The organism is Mycobacterium rhizamassiliense (genome assembly GCF_900157375.1).
Taxonomy (GTDB): Bacteria; Actinomycetota; Actinomycetes; order Mycobacteriales; family Mycobacteriaceae; genus Mycobacterium; species Mycobacterium rhizamassiliense.
In genome coordinates this window covers 2,078,362-2,094,379 of the sequence record NZ_LT721901.1, presented here as the reverse complement: position 1 = coordinate 2,094,379, position 16,018 = coordinate 2,078,362, and the positions used below count along the sequence as shown (strand labels likewise).

16 protein-coding genes and 1 pseudogene are annotated in these 16,018 nt (G+C 68.3%); 8 read left to right on the top strand and 9 right to left on the bottom strand.

Going from position 1 to position 16,018, the window contains the following annotated elements:
* Positions 1-157 precede the first annotated feature (157 nt).
* Together ftsH and MRAB57_RS10180 are read right to left on the bottom strand one after the other, a co-directional pair.
* Complete coding sequence (gene ftsH, locus MRAB57_RS10190; protein ID WP_077087449.1) at positions 158-2,563, bottom strand: ATP-dependent zinc metalloprotease FtsH; 2,406 nt, start codon at positions 2,561-2,563, stop codon at positions 158-160.
* Positions 2,564-2,803: 240 nt separating this feature from the next.
* Positions 2,804-3,214, bottom strand: coding sequence for a VOC family protein (locus tag MRAB57_RS10180; RefSeq protein ID WP_077087448.1), 411 nt, complete (start codon positions 3,212-3,214; stop codon positions 2,804-2,806).
* A 103-nt stretch (positions 3,215-3,317) separates the two neighbouring features.
* Here MRAB57_RS10180 and MRAB57_RS10175 point away from each other — a divergent pair, with 103 nt between their 5' ends.
* From MRAB57_RS10175 to MRAB57_RS10165, 3 genes are read left to right on the top strand one after another with little or no spacing between them, the layout of a single operon-like run.
* Positions 3,318-4,283 carry an alpha/beta fold hydrolase gene (locus MRAB57_RS10175; protein ID WP_108637922.1) on the top strand — a complete coding sequence of 322 codons (966 nt, stop codon included), beginning with the start codon at positions 3,318-3,320 and terminating at the stop codon, positions 4,281-4,283.
* Complete coding sequence (locus MRAB57_RS10170; protein WP_425436738.1) at positions 4,280-5,455, top strand: LLM class flavin-dependent oxidoreductase; 1,176 nt, start codon at positions 4,280-4,282, stop codon at positions 5,453-5,455. Before MRAB57_RS10175 ends, MRAB57_RS10170 begins: the two co-directional genes overlap by 4 nt.
* On the top strand, positions 5,455-6,471 hold the full coding sequence (locus MRAB57_RS10165; protein ID WP_077087446.1) for a zinc-binding dehydrogenase: 1,017 nt from the start codon (positions 5,455-5,457) through the stop codon (positions 6,469-6,471). The genes MRAB57_RS10170 and MRAB57_RS10165 overlap by 1 nt, the downstream gene beginning before the upstream one ends.
* 23 nt (positions 6,472-6,494) lie before the next feature.
* Here the strand turns inward: MRAB57_RS10165 and MRAB57_RS10160 are convergent.
* Positions 6,495-6,650 (bottom strand): annotated as a pseudogene (locus MRAB57_RS10160) (PE family protein); the annotation flags it as partial.
* A gap of 415 nt (positions 6,651-7,065) precedes the next feature.
* On the opposite strand from MRAB57_RS10160, the gene MRAB57_RS10155 reads away from it, so the two are divergent.
* Complete coding sequence (locus tag MRAB57_RS10155) at positions 7,066-7,878, top strand: helix-turn-helix transcriptional regulator (RefSeq protein ID WP_077087445.1); 813 nt, start codon at positions 7,066-7,068, stop codon at positions 7,876-7,878.
* 346 nt (positions 7,879-8,224) lie between these two features.
* Here MRAB57_RS10155 and MRAB57_RS29145 read toward each other — a convergent pair whose 3' ends face one another.
* The gene (locus MRAB57_RS29145; protein WP_245835892.1) at positions 8,225-8,500 is read right to left on the bottom strand and encodes a hypothetical protein; all 276 of its coding nucleotides are present in this window, start codon (positions 8,498-8,500) and stop codon (positions 8,225-8,227) included.
* Positions 8,501-8,624: 124 nt separating this feature from the next.
* On the opposite strand from MRAB57_RS29145, the gene MRAB57_RS29140 reads away from it, so the two are divergent.
* The 3 genes from MRAB57_RS29140 to MRAB57_RS10140 are packed head-to-tail and all read left to right on the top strand — an operon-like array spanning position 8,625 to position 10,191.
* On the top strand, positions 8,625-9,197 hold the full coding sequence (locus tag MRAB57_RS29140) for a cytochrome P450 (RefSeq protein ID WP_245835891.1): 573 nt from the start codon (positions 8,625-8,627) through the stop codon (positions 9,195-9,197).
* Positions 9,194-9,430, top strand: a complete 237-nt coding sequence (locus MRAB57_RS10145; protein ID WP_077087444.1) for a hypothetical protein — start codon at positions 9,194-9,196, stop codon at positions 9,428-9,430. Before MRAB57_RS29140 ends, MRAB57_RS10145 begins: the two co-directional genes overlap by 4 nt.
* 8 nt (positions 9,431-9,438) lie before the next feature.
* Positions 9,439-10,191, top strand: a complete 753-nt coding sequence (locus MRAB57_RS10140; protein WP_077087443.1) for an SIMPL domain-containing protein — start codon at positions 9,439-9,441, stop codon at positions 10,189-10,191.
* Between the two features lies 1 nt (position 10,192).
* Here the strand turns inward: MRAB57_RS10140 and hpt are convergent, their stop codons facing one another.
* The 4 genes from hpt to dacB are packed head-to-tail and all read right to left on the bottom strand — an operon-like array spanning position 10,193 to position 14,227.
* Positions 10,193-10,855, bottom strand: a complete 663-nt coding sequence (gene hpt, locus MRAB57_RS10135; RefSeq protein WP_108637921.1) for a hypoxanthine phosphoribosyltransferase — start codon at positions 10,853-10,855, stop codon at positions 10,193-10,195.
* Positions 10,856-10,857: 2 nt separating this feature from the next.
* Positions 10,858-11,817 carry a tRNA lysidine(34) synthetase TilS gene (gene tilS / locus MRAB57_RS10130; RefSeq protein ID WP_077087441.1) on the bottom strand — a complete coding sequence of 320 codons (960 nt, stop codon included), beginning with the start codon at positions 11,815-11,817 and terminating at the stop codon, positions 10,858-10,860.
* Positions 11,796-12,845, bottom strand: coding sequence for a zinc-dependent metalloprotease (locus MRAB57_RS10125; RefSeq protein ID WP_077090522.1), 1,050 nt, complete (start codon positions 12,843-12,845; stop codon positions 11,796-11,798). Before MRAB57_RS10125 ends, tilS begins: the two co-directional genes overlap by 22 nt.
* The gene (gene dacB / locus MRAB57_RS10120; protein WP_077087440.1) at positions 12,842-14,227 is read right to left on the bottom strand and encodes a D-alanyl-D-alanine carboxypeptidase/D-alanyl-D-alanine endopeptidase; all 1,386 of its coding nucleotides are present in this window, start codon (positions 14,225-14,227) and stop codon (positions 12,842-12,844) included. The genes MRAB57_RS10125 and dacB overlap by 4 nt, the downstream gene beginning before the upstream one ends.
* Before the next feature lie 132 nt (positions 14,228-14,359).
* On the opposite strand from dacB, the gene MRAB57_RS10115 reads away from it, so the two are divergent.
* Positions 14,360-14,848 (top strand): inorganic diphosphatase, encoded by a 489-nt coding sequence (locus MRAB57_RS10115; RefSeq protein WP_077087439.1) that lies wholly within the window; start codon positions 14,360-14,362, stop codon positions 14,846-14,848.
* Positions 14,849-14,864: 16 nt separating this feature from the next.
* On the opposite strand, the gene MRAB57_RS10110 is transcribed toward MRAB57_RS10115, so the two are convergent.
* Positions 14,865-15,941 (bottom strand): DUF475 domain-containing protein, encoded by a 1,077-nt coding sequence (locus MRAB57_RS10110; RefSeq protein WP_077090521.1) that lies wholly within the window; start codon positions 15,939-15,941, stop codon positions 14,865-14,867.
* Between the last annotated feature and the right edge of the window lie 77 nt (positions 15,942-16,018).

Below are 16,018 nucleotides of genomic sequence, written 5' to 3'. Positions count from 1 at the left end.
GGGGCTGCCCCTGGCCCGGGTAGCCGTGCTGACCCTGTTGACCTTGGTGGCCTTGATGATTCAGCNGGACCGCGTCCTCGGCGCGTTGCTGGTCGAAAGTACGTATGCGGCCAACCGGGCTGGGGGTTACCGGCAGCGCCATCGAATCCTCCGTTCGTCAGCCGTGGGCCGGTGGATTGGACCGGCTCACGTCGTCATTCGGCTGTTCAGGGGATTTTCCGGCATCCGGGCTGGGCTGACCCGGCGGGGGGTACGGCGGATACGGCGGGTAGGGGGGCTGCCCCTGGCCCGGGTAGCCGTGCTGACCCTGTTGACCTTGGTGGCCTTGATGATTCAGCGGACCCTGGCGGCCCTGCGGGCCGGGGTAACTCGGCGCCGGCTGCGGCCAATGAGGTTGCTGCTGCGGGGGCGGGTGCCATTGGCCCGGCTGCTGTTGGGAGGGCGGCCATCCCGGCGCCTGCCAGCCCGCGGGGGCCCCGTAATCGGGCTGGGTCGGCCGGCCGGCACCCTGACGATCTCCAGCGTGAGAGCCGTTGCCGCCGTTGGCGTTTCGGTCGGCCTCGGCGCGCGCGGCCTCGGCCGCCTGGCTGGCCGCCGCGATGGCGGCCTTGAAGGCGGGCTCGGCGACCGGCGGCGGCCACGGCTCGCCGCGCTCGATGGCCAGTTCGCCCGGCGTCTTGATGGGCGGCTTGTCCGACGGAATGCGGCCGCCGAAATCGTCGAACACCGTTATGCGAGGCCGCTTTTCGACACCGGAGAAGATGGCCCGCAGCTCGGCCCGGTGCAGGGTTTCCTTTTCCAGCAGCTCACCGGCCAAGATGTCCAGCACGTCGCGGTATTCGGTGAGGATCTCCCACGCCTCGGTGTGCGCGGCCTCGATGAGCTTGCGAACCTCGTCGTCGATGTCGCGGGCCACCTCGTGGGAGTAATCCGACTGAGTGCCCATCGACCGGCCCAGGAACGGGTCCCCGTGTTCGGTGCCGTATTTGACCGCACCCAGCTTGGAACTCATGCCGTACTCAGTGACCATCGCGCGCGCGATCTTGGTGGCCTGCTCGATGTCGGACACCGCGCCGGTCGTCGGCTCGCGGAACACCAATTCCTCGGCGGCCCGGCCACCCATCGCGAACACCAGCTGGGCGACCATCTCCGAGCGGGTCCGCAGGCCCTTGTCCTCCTCGGGCACCGCGACGGCGTGCCCGCCGGTACGGCCGCGGGCCAGGATCGTCACCTTGTACACCGGGTCGATGTCGGGCATCGCCCACGCTGCCAGGGTGTGCCCGCCCTCGTGGTAGGCGGTGATCTTCTTCTCGTGCTCGCTGATGATCCGGCCCTTGCGGCGCGGGCCACCGATCACCCGATCCACCGCCTCCTCGAGGGCGGGGCTGGTGATGACGGTGCCGTTCTCGCGGGCGGTCAGCAGCGCGGCCTCGTTGATGACGTTGGCCAGGTCGGCGCCGGTCATGCCGACGGTCCGCTTGGCCAGCCCGTCCAGGTCGGCCTCTTCGGCGATCGGCTTGCCCTTGGAGTGCACACGCAATACCGCGCGACGGCCGGCCAGGTCGGGGTTGGACACCGGGATCTGGCGGTCGAAACGGCCGGGCCGCAGCAACGCCGGGTCCAGGATGTCGGGCCGGTTGGTCGCGGCGATCAGGATGACCCCGGCGCGGTCACCGAAGCCGTCCATCTCGACCAGCAGCTGGTTCAGCGTCTGTTCGCGCTCGTCGTGGCCGCCGCCCAGCCCGGCGCCGCGCTGACGGCCCACCGCGTCGATCTCGTCGACGAAGATGATGCACGGGCTGTTCTGCTTGGCCTGCTCGAACAGGTCGCGGACCCGCGAGGCGCCGACGCCGACGAACATCTCGACGAAGTCGGACCCGGAGATCGTGAAGAACGGCACCCCGGCCTCGCCGGCCACGGCGCGGGCCAGCAGCGTCTTGCCGGTGCCCGGCGGGCCGTAGAGCAGCACGCCCTTGGGGATCTTGGCGCCCAGCGCCTGATACCTGCTGGGGTTCTGCAGGAAGTCCTTGATCTCGTAGAGCTCCTCGACCGCCTCGTCGACGCCGGCGACGTCGGCGAAGGTGGTCTTGGGCATGTCCTTGGACAGCTGCTTGGCGCGCGACTTGCCGAAGCCGAAGCCCATGCGGGCGCCGCCCTGCATGCGCGAGAACATCACAAACAGGCCGACCAGCAGCAGCAGCGGCAGCACGTAAACCAGCAGCTCGCCCAGAATGCTGCCCTCGTTGACGACCGTGGCGACCTTCGCGTTCTTGGCGTTGAGCGCGTTGAACAGGTCGACGGCGTAGCCGTTGGGGTATTTGGTGATGACCTTGTCGGAGTTGTCGGTGTCGTTGTTGCCCTTCTTCAGGGTCAACCGCAGTTGCTGCTCACGATCATCGATCTGCGCGCTCTTGACGTTGTCGCCGCTGATCTGCGCCATCGCCACCGAGGTGTCGACGGGCTTGAAGCCGCGGGTGTCGTCGCTGAAATAGAAGAACGACCAGCCCAGCAGCACCACGACAGCGATCGCCGTGACGGTGCGGATCACGTTTTTTCGGTTCATCAATCATCGGCCGTGTCGGCCAGGTCCTTCCCGATACACGGAGCTGGAAAAGTCCAGGTTACCTCCGTGGCGATCGCCAGCTCCGGCCGAGCCGGAGCGCAGCGGGTCGCCACCATCGTGCCTAGCGGCGATTGCCAGCCCGGCCGATCCGGGCGCAGCGGCTCGCCAACATCCTGCCCTGACAACGAGCGGCGGTTCCCCATTCGGTTCCCCGGGCAGCTGTGATGTGGCAAACCGCGGTCAGTCGTAGTGGCGCGCTTCGACCACATTGCCGTCCGGATCGGAGAAGTAGAACGCCTTCGGCGCCCACCCTTGCGCGCCGAAGCTGTTGCTGAGCCGGGCGCCGATGGCCACGCCTTCGGCCTGCAGCCGCTGGTCCAGCGCGTCGCACTCGGCCTTCGACAGCGCCAGGCAGAGGTGATTGAGGCGGTGGCCGGCGCTGCCGTCGGCAACGCTCGCCGTCGTCCCGGTGGCCATGTCGAGCGGCATCAGGTCGATGATCGAGTCCGCGCTCACCCGCACGCTCGGAAACGGCGCGTCGCCTGCCTCGAACTCGGCGAACCGGACGGGCTCGAGCCCGACCACCCGCGAGTAGAAGTCCATGGCCACCCGCGGATCCCGTGTCCACACGACGACGTGGTCCAGCCTCACGGCAAGCCATATTTCCAGACCGCCAAACCCGGCACCGGACAACGGCCATACGCAATCGCACCGAGGCCTTCTCAGCCCGCGGCCGTTGTGATTTGGTGAGACGGTGCCCCCCTCAACCGAACGGTTAGTTGACACCAACGGTGTGCGACTGCGCGTTGTCGAGGCCGGTGACCGCGGTGCGCCCGTGGTGGTCCTGGCCCATGGCTTCCCCGAATTGGCCTACTCGTGGCGACACCAGATCCCGGCGCTCGCCCAGGCCGGCTATCACGTGCTCGCACCCGATCAGCGCGGCTACGGCGGCTCGTCTCGCCCGGACGCGATCGACGCCTACGACATCCACCAGCTGACCGGCGACATCGTCGGGCTGCTCGACGACGTCGGAGCGCAGCGCGCCGTCTGGGTCGGGCACGACTGGGGCGCCGCGGTGGTGTGGAACGCGCCGCTGCTCCACCCCGACCGGGTCGCGGCCGTCGCCGCGATGAGCGTGCCGGTGACGCCGCGCCCCCGGGTCGCGCCCACGCAGGCGTGGCGGAAAACCTTCGGCGAGAACTTCTTCTACATCCTGTACTTCCAGGAGCCCGGCGTCGCGGACGCCGACTTGAACGCGGATCCGGCCCGGGTGATGCGACGGATGATGGGCGGCCTGCGGTCGGACGACAAGGCCGCGGGGCTGCGGATGGTGGCACCCGGCCCGGAGGGTTTCGTCGATCGCCTGCCCGAGCCCGATGGCCCGCCGGACTGGATAAGCCAGGACGAGCTCGACCACTACATCGCCGAGTTCTCCCGCACCGGATTCACCGGCGGCCTGAATTGGTATCGCAACTTCGACCGCAACTGGGAGACCACCCCCGAACTCGCCGACGCGAAGATCTCGGTGCCGTGCCTTTTCATGGGCGGGACGGCCGATCCCGTGCTGTCTTTCACCCGCACCGACCGCGCTGCGGAGGCGATCTCCGGCCCGTATCACCAGGTGATGATCGAGGGCGCCGGGCACTGGCTGCAGCAGGAGCGCCCCGACGAAGTGAATGCGGCGTTGCTGGACTTCCTCAATGGATTGGAGCTGCGATGAAGTTCGGGGTCTTTATCACACCCTTCCACCCGGTGGGCCAATCCCCCACGGTCGCACTGGAATACGACATGGAACGCGTCGTCGCCCTGGACCGGCTGGGGTTCGACGAGGCGTGGTTCGGTGAGCATCACTCGGGTGGCTACGAACTGATCGCCTGCCCCGAGGTGTTCATCGCGGCGGCGGCCGAGCGGACCAAGCACATCCGGCTGGGCACCGGAGTGGTCTCGCTGCCGTATCACCATCCGCTGATGGTGGCCGACCGCTGGGTGCTCCTGGACCACCTGACCCGCGGCCGCGTCATGTTCGGGACGGGCCCCGGCGCGCTGCCGTCGGACGCCTACATGATGGGCATCGATCCGGTAGAGCAGCGACGGATGATGCAGGAGTCCCTCGAGGCGATCCTGGCGCTGTTCCGCGCCGGGCCCAGTGAGCGGATCGACCGCCACTCCGACTGGTTCACCCTGCGCGACGCGCAGCTGCACATCCGCCCCTACACCTCGCCGTATCCGGAGATCTCAACGGCGGCAATGATTTCCCCGTCCGGGCCGCGGCTGGCCGGAACCCTGGGCACGTCGCTGCTTTCGCTGTCGATGTCGGTTCCCGGCGGGTTCGCCGCCCTGGAAACCACCTGGGACGTGGTGCGCGAGCAGGCGGCCAAGGCCCGCCGCGAGGAACCGGACCGCGCCGACTGGCGGGTGCTGAGCATCATGCACGTCGCGGACACCCGCGAGCAGGCGATCGAGGACTGCACCTACGGCTTGCAGGACTTCGCCAACTACTTCGGCGCGGCCGGCTTCGTGCCGCTGGCCAACAGCGTCGACGGCGAGCAGTCGGCGCACGAATTCGTGGAAAGCTATGCGGCCGCAGGTAATTGCTGCATCGGCACGCCCGAGGACGCCATCGCCCACATCGAGGACCTGCTTGAGCGGTCGGGCGGTTTCGGGACGCTGCTGATCCTCGGCCACGACTGGGCCCCGCCCCAGGCGACATACCACTGCTACGAACTATTGGCCCGCAAAGTGATTCCCCACTTCAAGGGCCAGCTGGAGGCGGCACGCTCGTCGCACGAATGGGCCAAAACCCATCGCGACCAGTTGATCGGCCGCGCGGGCGAGGCCGTGGTGAAGGCCATCACCGAGCACGTCGGCGAGCAGCAGGGCGGGGCGAACTGATGCGCGCCTCGGTGCTGAGGGATGGCCGGATGGTCTACCGGGAGGACGTGCCGGATCCGGTGCCCGGACCCGGCCAGGTGCTGGTGGCGGTGCGCTCGTGCGGAATCTGCGGCTCCGACCTGCATTTCGCCGCCCACGGGGACCAGGTCTTGACGATGAGCGCGCAGGCGGCCGGTGGTAGTGGCGGTGGCATCGAGGTCGATCTGGCCCGAGACGTCTTCATGGGTCACGAGTTCAGCGCCGAGATACTGGAAGCCGGGCCGGACACCGAGACTCATCCTGCCGGAACATTGGTGACGTCACTACCGGTCTTGTTGTCCGCCAAGGGCGCCGAGCCGATCGTCTACAGCAACAGCACGCTCGGTGGCTACTCCGAGCGGATGCTGCTGTCCGCCCCCCTGCTGATGCCCATCCCCAACGGCCTCGACCACACGCATGCCGCGTTGACCGAACCTCTGGCGGTGGGTTTGCATGCCGTCAACAAGTCGAACATCGAGCGCGGCGAGACCGCCCTGGTAATCGGTTGCGGCCCGATCGGAATCGCGATTATCGCGATGCTTCGCGCGCGCGGTGTCGAAAGTATTGCGGCAGCGGACTTTTCACCGAAGCGGCGCGAGCTGGCCACCGCGATGGGTGCGCACCAGGTGCTGGACCCGGCGCAGGGGTCGCCGTTCGATTCGGTGAAAGCCAGGGTGGTGTTCGAGGCGGTGGGGGTGCCGGGAATCATCGACGACGTCTTGCGCCGGGCGCGGCCGGGGACCCGGCTGGTGGTGGCCGGGGTGTGCATGGAGGCCGACGCCGTGCACCCGTTCTTTGCGATTGCCAAAGAGATCAACGTGCAATTCGTGCTCGCCTACACCTTCGAGGAATTCGCCGAGTCGCTGCGTTCGCTCGCCGAGGGCGACATCGATGCCGCACCGATGATCACCGGAGAGGTGGGCCTGGACGGGGTCGGCGCGGCCTTCGACGACCTCGCCGACCCCGAGCGGCACTGCAAGATTCTCGTCACGCCATAAGGGGAGCACGTCGGCTTCGGGTCGGCGGTCAATATCGACACCGCATCCGCAGCGGCCGGAACCACTCCCGTCGTCGGAATGGCCGCGGCCGAATTTCCCTCCAGCAACGCGGCGTTGATGCCGTGCAGCTCACCGGCAGCCGCATCCAGCATGTCCGGTTGCGCGATCAGGAATGGCATATCTACTCCTCAAAAATGTTCCCATTGAACAACTTTCAGCGACCGAGCCCGGCCCCTGAATCAGACGCCTGGTCACGTTAGGCGAGCCCCGCCGACAATTGACAGCTCCCGACTGGCCAATTCACTGGCGAGTCGGCGATTGTTCATGTTGCTGGTCGAATTCCCGCAGTATTTGCGCTTCGCATGAAAGATGCTGCAATCAAATATATTTGGAGATATGCGGGCACAAATATGTGGTTCCTAGGACAGCCGCGAAAATTTGCCAGCGAAGCCGCCTCCGCGTTTCCCCGGCTTTGCTCGCCGGTGCGGCGAGATCGAATACCCTGAGCACCGACCGGACGCGGGTTCTGATCCCAGCTAACAGCTGGATATGCTGCTCGAAGCGGGTTGTCCGGGATGCGCGGGACGGAGGCCGATGACCGACTTGGCCCGAGGATCCGCCCTGGCACAGTTCCTGCGCGCGCGGCGCAGCCTGGTCCAGCCCGCCGACGTCGGCCTGCCCGCGGGCGGCCGGCGCCGGGTCGCCGGGCTACGCCGGGAGGAAGTCGCGATACTCGCCGGCATCAGCACCGACTACTACCTGCGACTCGAGCAGGGCCGGGAAGACCATCCGTCGGATCAGGTGCTCGACGCCATCGCCCGGGCGCTGCGCCTGGACGACGACGCCGTGTCCTACATGCGAAACCTCATGCAGCATCAGTCGGCCCGCGGGCGTATCGCGCCGCTGCGGGAGCTGCATCCCCGCATCGACGGCCTGCTCGACGGATTCGGGCGGGTTGCCGCGTTCATCGTCGATCCCGGCATGACCGTGGTCGTCGCGAACAGACTTGCCGAGGCGTTGTCACCGCACCTGCGGGTCGGGGTCAACACCATTCGGGAACTGTTTCTCGATCCGAACTCACCGGACCAGTACCTCGACTGGAAGCTGTCGACGGCTTGGGCCGTCCGGCTGATTCGCGCGACGTACGGCCAGCGTCCCGATCCCGCACTGGTCAGCCTGGTCGACCACCTGATCGAGCAAAGCCCCCGGTTTCGTCGGCTCTGGGAGCGCCACGACGTCAAACACAGCGTCGCGGGCGAATTGGGAATCAACCACCCCCAGGTGGGCGTGCTGAATCTCAACTATCAGCAGTTGACGATCCCGGCGACCGGTCACACGCTGATCACCTATTGGGCCGAGCCCGGCTCGCCCTCGGAAGCTGGCCTGCGTCGCCTGGTCGCCGACTGATCCTGGGTGTCGCACAACCAGGAACAACGCGTCCTGGATAGCCGCGGCTGGCCGTCGCAGTATTCGAGGCATGAGCGTCAACGAACAGCAGCTCGATGAAGACCTTGTGGCGGTGCAGAACTCGCCGCGGCTGGGCCGAGCATTCATCCAAAATCCACACGCACTGTATCGAGAGCTGCGCGCACAGGGGCCGGCCCATCGCGTGACAATCTGGGGCGGGACGGACGTCTGGCTGATAACTCGCTACGCCGAGGCACGCGCCGCACTCAACGATCCGCGGCTGAGCAAGAACTGGCGACGGCTGACCGACCTTGTCCCGTGGGGCATCCAGAGCCCGAACACCGCGCTACTCAACGAGCATATGTTGCAACAGGATCCGCCGGACCACACCCGGCTGCGCAAACTCGTGGCCAAGGCGTTCACCGTTCGCAGTGTGCAGAAGATGCGACCCGACATCGTCGCGATCGCCGACGAGCTGCTCGACGACATCGCGGTCGCCGCCGCGGCGGGCGAAGTGGTGGACCTGATGAAGTCGTACGCGGTGCAGCTGCCGCTCGGCGTCATCGGGGAGTTGTTGGGCGTCGCACCGGACGATCGTGATGAGTTTCAAATGCGCGTCCAACCGATGCTCACCAGCACCGACCCAGCCGAATTGGCCACCGTACAAGACGCTTTGGTCAATCTGCTGACCGCGCTGATCGACAAGAAGCGCGCACGGCCGGGTGACGATGTGCTGAGCGCGTTTGGTGCACGCATCCGACGTCGACGACCGGCTGTCCCACAGCGAGCTGGTGGCGACCTCGTTCCTGCTGATCGTGGCCGGATACGAGACCACGGTGAATCTCATCGGCAATGGGGTTCTCGCGTTGCTACGCAACCCCGCTCAACTCGCGGCGCTGCGTGCCGATCCGACGGGGCTGCCGACCGCGGTCGAGGAGTTCCTCCGATTCGAGAGCCCGCTCAACACCGCGACCACGCGGATCACCACCGAGCCGGTTCGGGTCGGCGACGTCGAGATCCCGGCGGGCCAGCTGGTGCTGGTGGCGCTGCTCGGCGCCAACCACGATTGGCGCCAGTTCGACGCCCCCGATCGCCTCGACGTGACCCGGGCAACGAATCCGCACCTCGCGTTCGGACACGGCATCCACCACTGCCTGGGCGCACCCCTGGCGCGGCTCGAGGGCGAGATCGCGATCGGCCGACTACTGGCCCGATTCGGTCACATTTCGTTGGACGACAACATCATTCTGCGATATCGAGGCAGCGTGTTGATGCGCGGTCTGACCGCGCTCCCCATCCGGCTGGGTGAATTCCGATGAACGGCCATTGCAGCCAGACGAACGCGCCGCACGTGCTCGGCATGCTGGCGGGCCTGATCATCGCCCCGGTGGCGACTCCGGCGTTGATCTGGGTGAGCTTGGCCACGAATCTCCCTCTCGCAGTGATGATTCCACAGCTGATCGTCATGGCGATGGTTGCACATTGGCTGTCGCGTATCACGGTCCATGCCTGCAAGCTGGTCGACGGCTGGCGGGAGGAGCGCGCGGGCTAGGGTCAGGCATGGCGATCGCACGAAACGCAAAACGGCTCGCTCGCTGGACGATTGCGGTTGCTGCGGCCTGCTTGGCCGCCGCGACCGTGTCGGCGTGCGACAAGCACAATGCCGCACCGGCCCCTGGCGCGAATCCGCGCCAGGTGACCGTGCTGGGGTCCGGGCAGGTGCAGGGCGTCCCGGACACCCTGACCGCCGACGTCGGGATCGAATTCACCGCCCCCGACGTCACGGCCGCGATGAACCAGACCAACGACCGTCAGCAGGCGGTCATCAACGCCCTTGTCGGCGCCGGGATGGACCGCAAGGACATCGCCACCACCGAGGTGACGATGTCGCCGCAGTACGGCAACCCGGAGCCCAACGGCACCGCGACGATCACCGGCTACCGCGCCACCAACGCCATCCGGGTCAAGATCCACCCGACCGACGCCGCGTCGAAAATGCTGGCGCTGATCGTCGGCACCGGCGGCGACGCCACCCGGATCAGTTCGGTCAGCTACTCGATCGCCGACGACTCGCAGCTGGTCAAGGATGCCCGGGCCCGGGCGTTCAATGACGCGAAGAACCGGGCCGACCAGTACGCGCAGCTGTCCGGGCTGCGGCTGGGCAGGGTGCTGTCCATCTCGGAGGCCCCCGGCGCCGGGCTGGTCGCCGGCGGGCCGCCCGCGCCGCCGAAGGCCATGGCGGCCGCGGTCCCGCTGGAGCCCGGCCAGCAGATGATGAGCTTCTCGGTGACCGCGGTGTGGGAGTTGGATTGAGCTACTGGTAGATCCGCGGATCCAGGGTGCCGATGTACGACAGGTCGCGGTAGCGCTCGTCGTAGTCCAGGCCGTAGCCGACCACGAAGTCGTTGGGAATGTCGAAGCCCACGTAGGAGATCTCGGCGTTGGCCCGCGCCGCGTCGGGCTTGCGCAGCAGCGTGCACACGCGCAGCGAGCGCGGATGGCGGCTCTTCAGGTTGCGCAGCAGCCACGACAGGGTGAGGCCCGAGTCGACGACGTCCTCGACGATCAGCACGTCCCGCTCGTTGATGTCGCGGTCCAGATCTTTGAGGATGCGCACCACGCCCGACGACGACGTCGATGAACCGTAGGAGCTGACCGCCATGAATTCGAACTGCGTCGGCAGCGGAATCGCGCGGGCCAGATCGGTGACGAACATCACGGCGCCCTTGAGCACGGTGATCAGCAGCAGATCTTGGCCGGTCTGCTCGGCAGGTTCGCGGTAGTCGTTGCCGATCTGCTCGCCGAGCGCGCTGATGCGCGCCTGAATCTGCTCAGCGGTGAGCAGCACAGACTTGATGTCCCCCGGGTACAGGTCCGCTGGCTGCGCCGGGGTGATCGCCGTGGGGATCTGGGCCACGCCCACAGATTGCCACGCCTGCGGCCGAACAACCAACGGCGGGCCTGATTTCGAAGGCATTTCTATACCGGTTCGCGATGCATGGCGAGGACGCCGTCGCGCCGCGCCGCGATCAATCGCTCGTTGCGCAGCGCGGATCCGACCGCCACCCCGCCCTGCCCGCGCCACGCGGTGACCAGCGCGTCCACCCCGCGGATCTGCTTGTCGGTCAGCCCGGTCGCACCGCCGGCCAGCAGCCAGCCGCGGATCACCCGGCGCCGGACCGGGTCCGGCAGGCCGGCCAGCGCCCGCACTTGCAGCCCGGTCCCCTCGGTCGCCGCGGGCAGCGCCGCGGCGGCGAGCGCGTCGATCAGCTCGGTGTCCTCGCGCAGCGCGATCGCGGTGCGCGCCAGCGCTTCGGCGACCCCGCCGCCCAGCACCTCTTCCAACAGCGGCAGCACCTCGGCACGCAGCCGGGTCCGGGTGAAGCGCGGGTCGGCGTTGTGCGGGTCCTGCCAGGCGGTCAGGCCCAGCTCCCGGCACGCGGCGTGGGTGGTGGCCCGCCGCTCCCCCAGTAGCGGCCGGCACCAGGGCGGATCGTGCGGCCGCATCCCGGCGATCGAGCGCGCCCCGGAGCCGCGGCCCAAGCCGAGCAGCACCGTCTCGGCCTGGTCGTCGAGCGTGTGCGCCAGCAGCATCGGGCCGATATGGTAGGCGCCCAGCGCGGCGTACCGGGCGGCGCGCGCCGCGGCCTCGGGCCCGCCCTCGTTGCCCACCCGCACGCAAACCACTTGTGCGTCAACGCATCCCAACCCGAGGGCCTGGGCGCGGGCGGTCTCGGCGATCTCGGCGGAGCCGGGCTGCAGGCCGTGGTCGACGATGCACGCGGTGGTGGGCCGCAGCTGGGCGGCCACCGCGGTCAGCGCCAACGAGTCCGGCCCACCCGACAGCGCCACGCACCATTGCTCCGCGGTGGCCACGTAGGCCTGGGCGAACCCCTCGACGGCGGCGCGCAGCTGCGCTACAGGACCCTGTCGATCCATCGCTGCGGTTCTTCGATCTCGGCGGGCAGGGGCAGTGTTTCGGGGCTCGACCAGACGGCGTTGAACCGTGTCATGCCGACCTTGCCCACTACGTGGTCGACGAACGCCTTGCCCCGGGTGTACTGGTCGAGCTTGGCGTCCAGGCCCAGCAGCGCGCGCAACAGGCGCTGCAGCGGCGGCTGCTTGCGGTGACGGCGTTCGTCGAAGCGGCGGCGGATGGTGGTTACCGACGGCACCGCCATCGGCCCGACCGCGTCCATCACGTGGTCGGCGTGGCCCTCCAGCAGGGTGCCGAGCACCAGCAGCTGATCCAGGGCCTCGCGCTGCGGCTCGGACTGCACGGCGCGCACCACGCCGAGAATGCCCGACGTGCCGCCGTCGGCGTCGCCGGTGCCCAGCCCGCGGTTGCGGACGTAGTCGGCGAGCCGGCCGGCCACCTGCCCGATGTCGTCACCGGCGTCCCGGGTCAGCAGCGCCAGCGCCTGCGACATGTAGTCGGTCAGCCAGCGGTTGGCGGTGAACTGCACCCGGTGCGTCACCTCGTGCAGGCACACCCATAGCCGGAAGTCGGCGGGGTCGATGCGCAGCTGCCGCTCGACGGCGATGACATTCGGATAGACCAGCAGCAGGCAGCCCTCGCGGTCGGCCGCGAACGGGTCGTACTGGCCGAGGATCCCGGAGGACACGAACGCCAGTACCGCGCCGGTCTGGGCGCCGGTGATCCGGCCGGTGAGAAACCCGCGCGGCTTCTCGGCCCCGTTCACCATCAGCCGCATCGACTCGGCCGCGGCGCTAACCCACTCGACGCGGTCGACGACGCGGGCCGCCGGGATGCCGCCGTCGGCGATCAAGCCCGTCACGTCGCGCACCAGCGGCTCGGCCTTCGCCGCCGAGCTGGCCAGCTCGTCGATGACCTGACGGCGGGTGTAGTCGCTGGACAGCGGGCCCGGCCGGGCCAGTCGCTGGCCGACACTGGCGGCGAATTGCCAGTCGACGGCGTCACCCATGGTCAGGTCAGCGGGTGTCATGCGCACCCACAGGTCCACAACCTGCTCGCCAGCGCGTCCACCGCGTTGCGGCCGTTGGGGCCGGCCGCGTTCGACAGGAAGGCGAATGTCAGGACACGTCCGCTGCGGTCGGTGACGACGCCGACCAGCGAGTTGATGGCGGTCAGCGAGCCCGTCTTCGCCCGCAGCCAGCCGGCCGGACCTTGGTTGGTGGCCTGGTCGAGGAAGCGATCGGCCAGCGTGCCGCTGCCGCCGGCGATCGGCAGCAGGTCCAGCAGCGGTCGCAGCGCCGGCTGGTCGGGTCCGGCGGCGGCCTGCACCGTGCCGTCGAGCGTCTTGGCCGTCAGCCGGTCATCGACGGAGAGCCCGCTGGAGTCCTGCAGCGCGGCGCCGCTGGTGTCGATGTGCGCGTTGCTCAACCGGTTGGTCACCGCGTCGACCGCGCCGGCGAAGCTGCGCGGCCGGTTGATCGCGGCCGCGACCTCGCGGGCGATGCATTCGGCGAGCACGTTGTCGGAGTGGTCCATCATCTCGGACAGCCGCAGCATCAGCGGCCCCGACTGCACCACCGCCAGCTGCCGCGCGCCCGACGGCGCCGTCGCGATCGTCACCGCCCCGGGGTCCAGGCCGAGGGCCTTTGCGAGCTCACGCCCGGCGTCCAGCGCCGGGGTCTTCGACCGCCGCGAGTTGACGGTGCTGGGCTGGATGCGCCCGGCGTCGATCATGGCCGACTCGATCGGCGCGATGTCACCGTTGTCGACGTCGGCCGGGTCCCAGCCCTGCGCCAGCGTCGGGCCGGTGAACGCCGAGGTGTCCACCTGCACCGCGGTCGGGGTCATGCCGCTGCGGTGGATCTGTTCCACCAGGTCGCTGATGCGCGGCCCCCCGCGATACCAGGTGTCGACGCCGGGTGGCGCCGCCGACAGCGTCGGATCACCGGCACCCACCAGCACGACGGGCCCCTGGGGATTCTGGCTGCCGGCCACCACCTTGGTGGTGATCCGGGCCTGGCTGTCCAGCGTCAGCAGCGCCGCGGCCGCGGTCAGCACCTTGTTGGTCGATGCGGGCACCAAGGGCAGGCCGTCGGCCACCTGCCAGAGTTCTTTGCCGGTGAGGGCGTCGGTGACCCGGCCGCCCAGGCTGCCCAGGTTCGGGTCGGCGAGCGCGGGCCCCAGCGCGGCCGCGAGCCCGCCCGCGCTTGGCGTCTCGGCGTTGTCGGCCACGGGCACCATGCCCGGCTTCACCGTCGGCGGGTGCGGCGGCTGTACCGAAGCCCGCGTGCCGTTGGCGCCGTGCCCGGCCGAGGTGAAGAACATCGCCGCCGCGACCACGGCGGCGACAAACGCCACCGCGGCTAACCCGATGAATACTTGAATGGATCTTCGCCGGCGAGTCGGACCCATGAATCTCCTGACTGTTTCGTCCCATTCTGCCGAACGATCCGGCGTATCGGCCTCTCGGCTAGGGTGAACGCGCAACGCAACTGGTCTACCCGGGCCCCCCGAGACAGTTTCTTTTTTGAAGGAGCCGAAACAGTGCAATTCGACGTGGTCATTGAGATCCCGAAAGGGCAGCGGAACAAGTACGAGGTCGACCACGAGACCGGACGGTTGAAGCTGGACCGCTACCTCTACACGTCGATGGTCTACCCGGCCGACTACGGCTTCATCGAGGACACCCTCGGCGAGGACGGCGACCCGCTGGACGCGATGGTGCTGTTGCCGCAGTCGGTGTTCCCCGGGGTGATCGTGGAAGCGCGCCCGGTGGGCATGTTCCGGATGACCGACGAGAAGGGCGGCGACGACAAGGTGCTGTGTGTGCCGGCCGGCGACCACCGCTGGGACCACATCCAGGACATCGGCGACGTTCCGGCCTACGAACTGGACGTCATCAAGCACTTCTTCGTGCACTACAAGGACCTGGAGCCGGGCAAGTTCGTCAAGGCCGCCGACTGGGTCGGGCGCGCCGAGGCCGAGGCCGAGATCCAGCGCTCGATAGAGCGGTTCAAAACCGAAGGGCACTAACGCTTTTGGCGTGACCTCAAGCGGTCTTGGCGATCCGCCGGTTGCGCAGCACGCTCCACGTCAACGCCGCGCCGATGAAGACCACCCCCACCGACGCGGTGAGCGCCTCGGGGATCTCCAGGTGCGGATCGATCGACAGCAGCATGATCACGGCCAGCGCGCCGATCGCCCAGTGCGCGCCGTGCTCGAGATACACGTATCGATCCAGCGCCTCCTGCTCCACGAGGTAGATGGTGATCGACCGGACGAACATCGAGCCCACGACGCCGAGGCCCAGCGCGATGACGATCGGGTCCGACGTGATCGCGAAGGCGCCGGTGACCCCGTCGAACGAGAAGGCGGCGTCGAGCACCTCGAGGTAGATGAACAGCGTCAGGCCGGCCTTGCCTGCCGCCACCACCGTGCCGCCCGCCGCCGCTTCGAGATCCGGCGGCCGGAACGCCCGGCTCAGCCCGTTGACGACGAGGTAGGTCACCAAGCCCAGCAGCCCGGCCGTCAGCACGGTCGCGCGCTCCTGGCCGGAGTGCGTCAACGTCGTGCCGACGAGCACCAGAGCGACGACGGCCACCGCCACCGACACCTGGCCGAGCCGGCCGATGCGCGCGAAGGGAATCTCAATCCACTTGAGCCACTTGATGTCTCGATCCTGGACGAGGAAATCCAGGAAAAGCATCAGCAGGAAGATCCCGCCGAAGGCCGCGATCTGCGGGTGCGCCGAAACCAGCAGCTTCTCGTAACTGGGTGAGCCGTCGGGGAATTCCAGTGCGCCGTGCGGCGGCGGATTGAGCGCCAGGTCGAACGCGCGGACGGGGTCGACGCCGGCGGTCGCCCAGACCAGTAGCAGCGGAAACGCCAGTCGCATCCCGAAGACCGCGATCAGAATTCCGATCGTCAGGAACATCTGCCGCCAGAACCGGCTCAGCCGCCGCAGGATCGCGGCGTTGATGATGGCGTTGTCGAACGACAGCGACACCTCGAGGACGGCCAGCGCGACGAGCAAGAACAGGGCGTTGAGCCCGCCGTGGGCATATCCGGCGACCAGGGCCAGCGCGGTCACCAGAAGCGAGAAGCCGAAGACGCGTAGGGCTGCCATGGATCCTTCCTGACAGCCGCCCACACTAGCGAAGCCGATCACCATCGCGAGAGCCGGCGAGGAGCGCACTTACTATT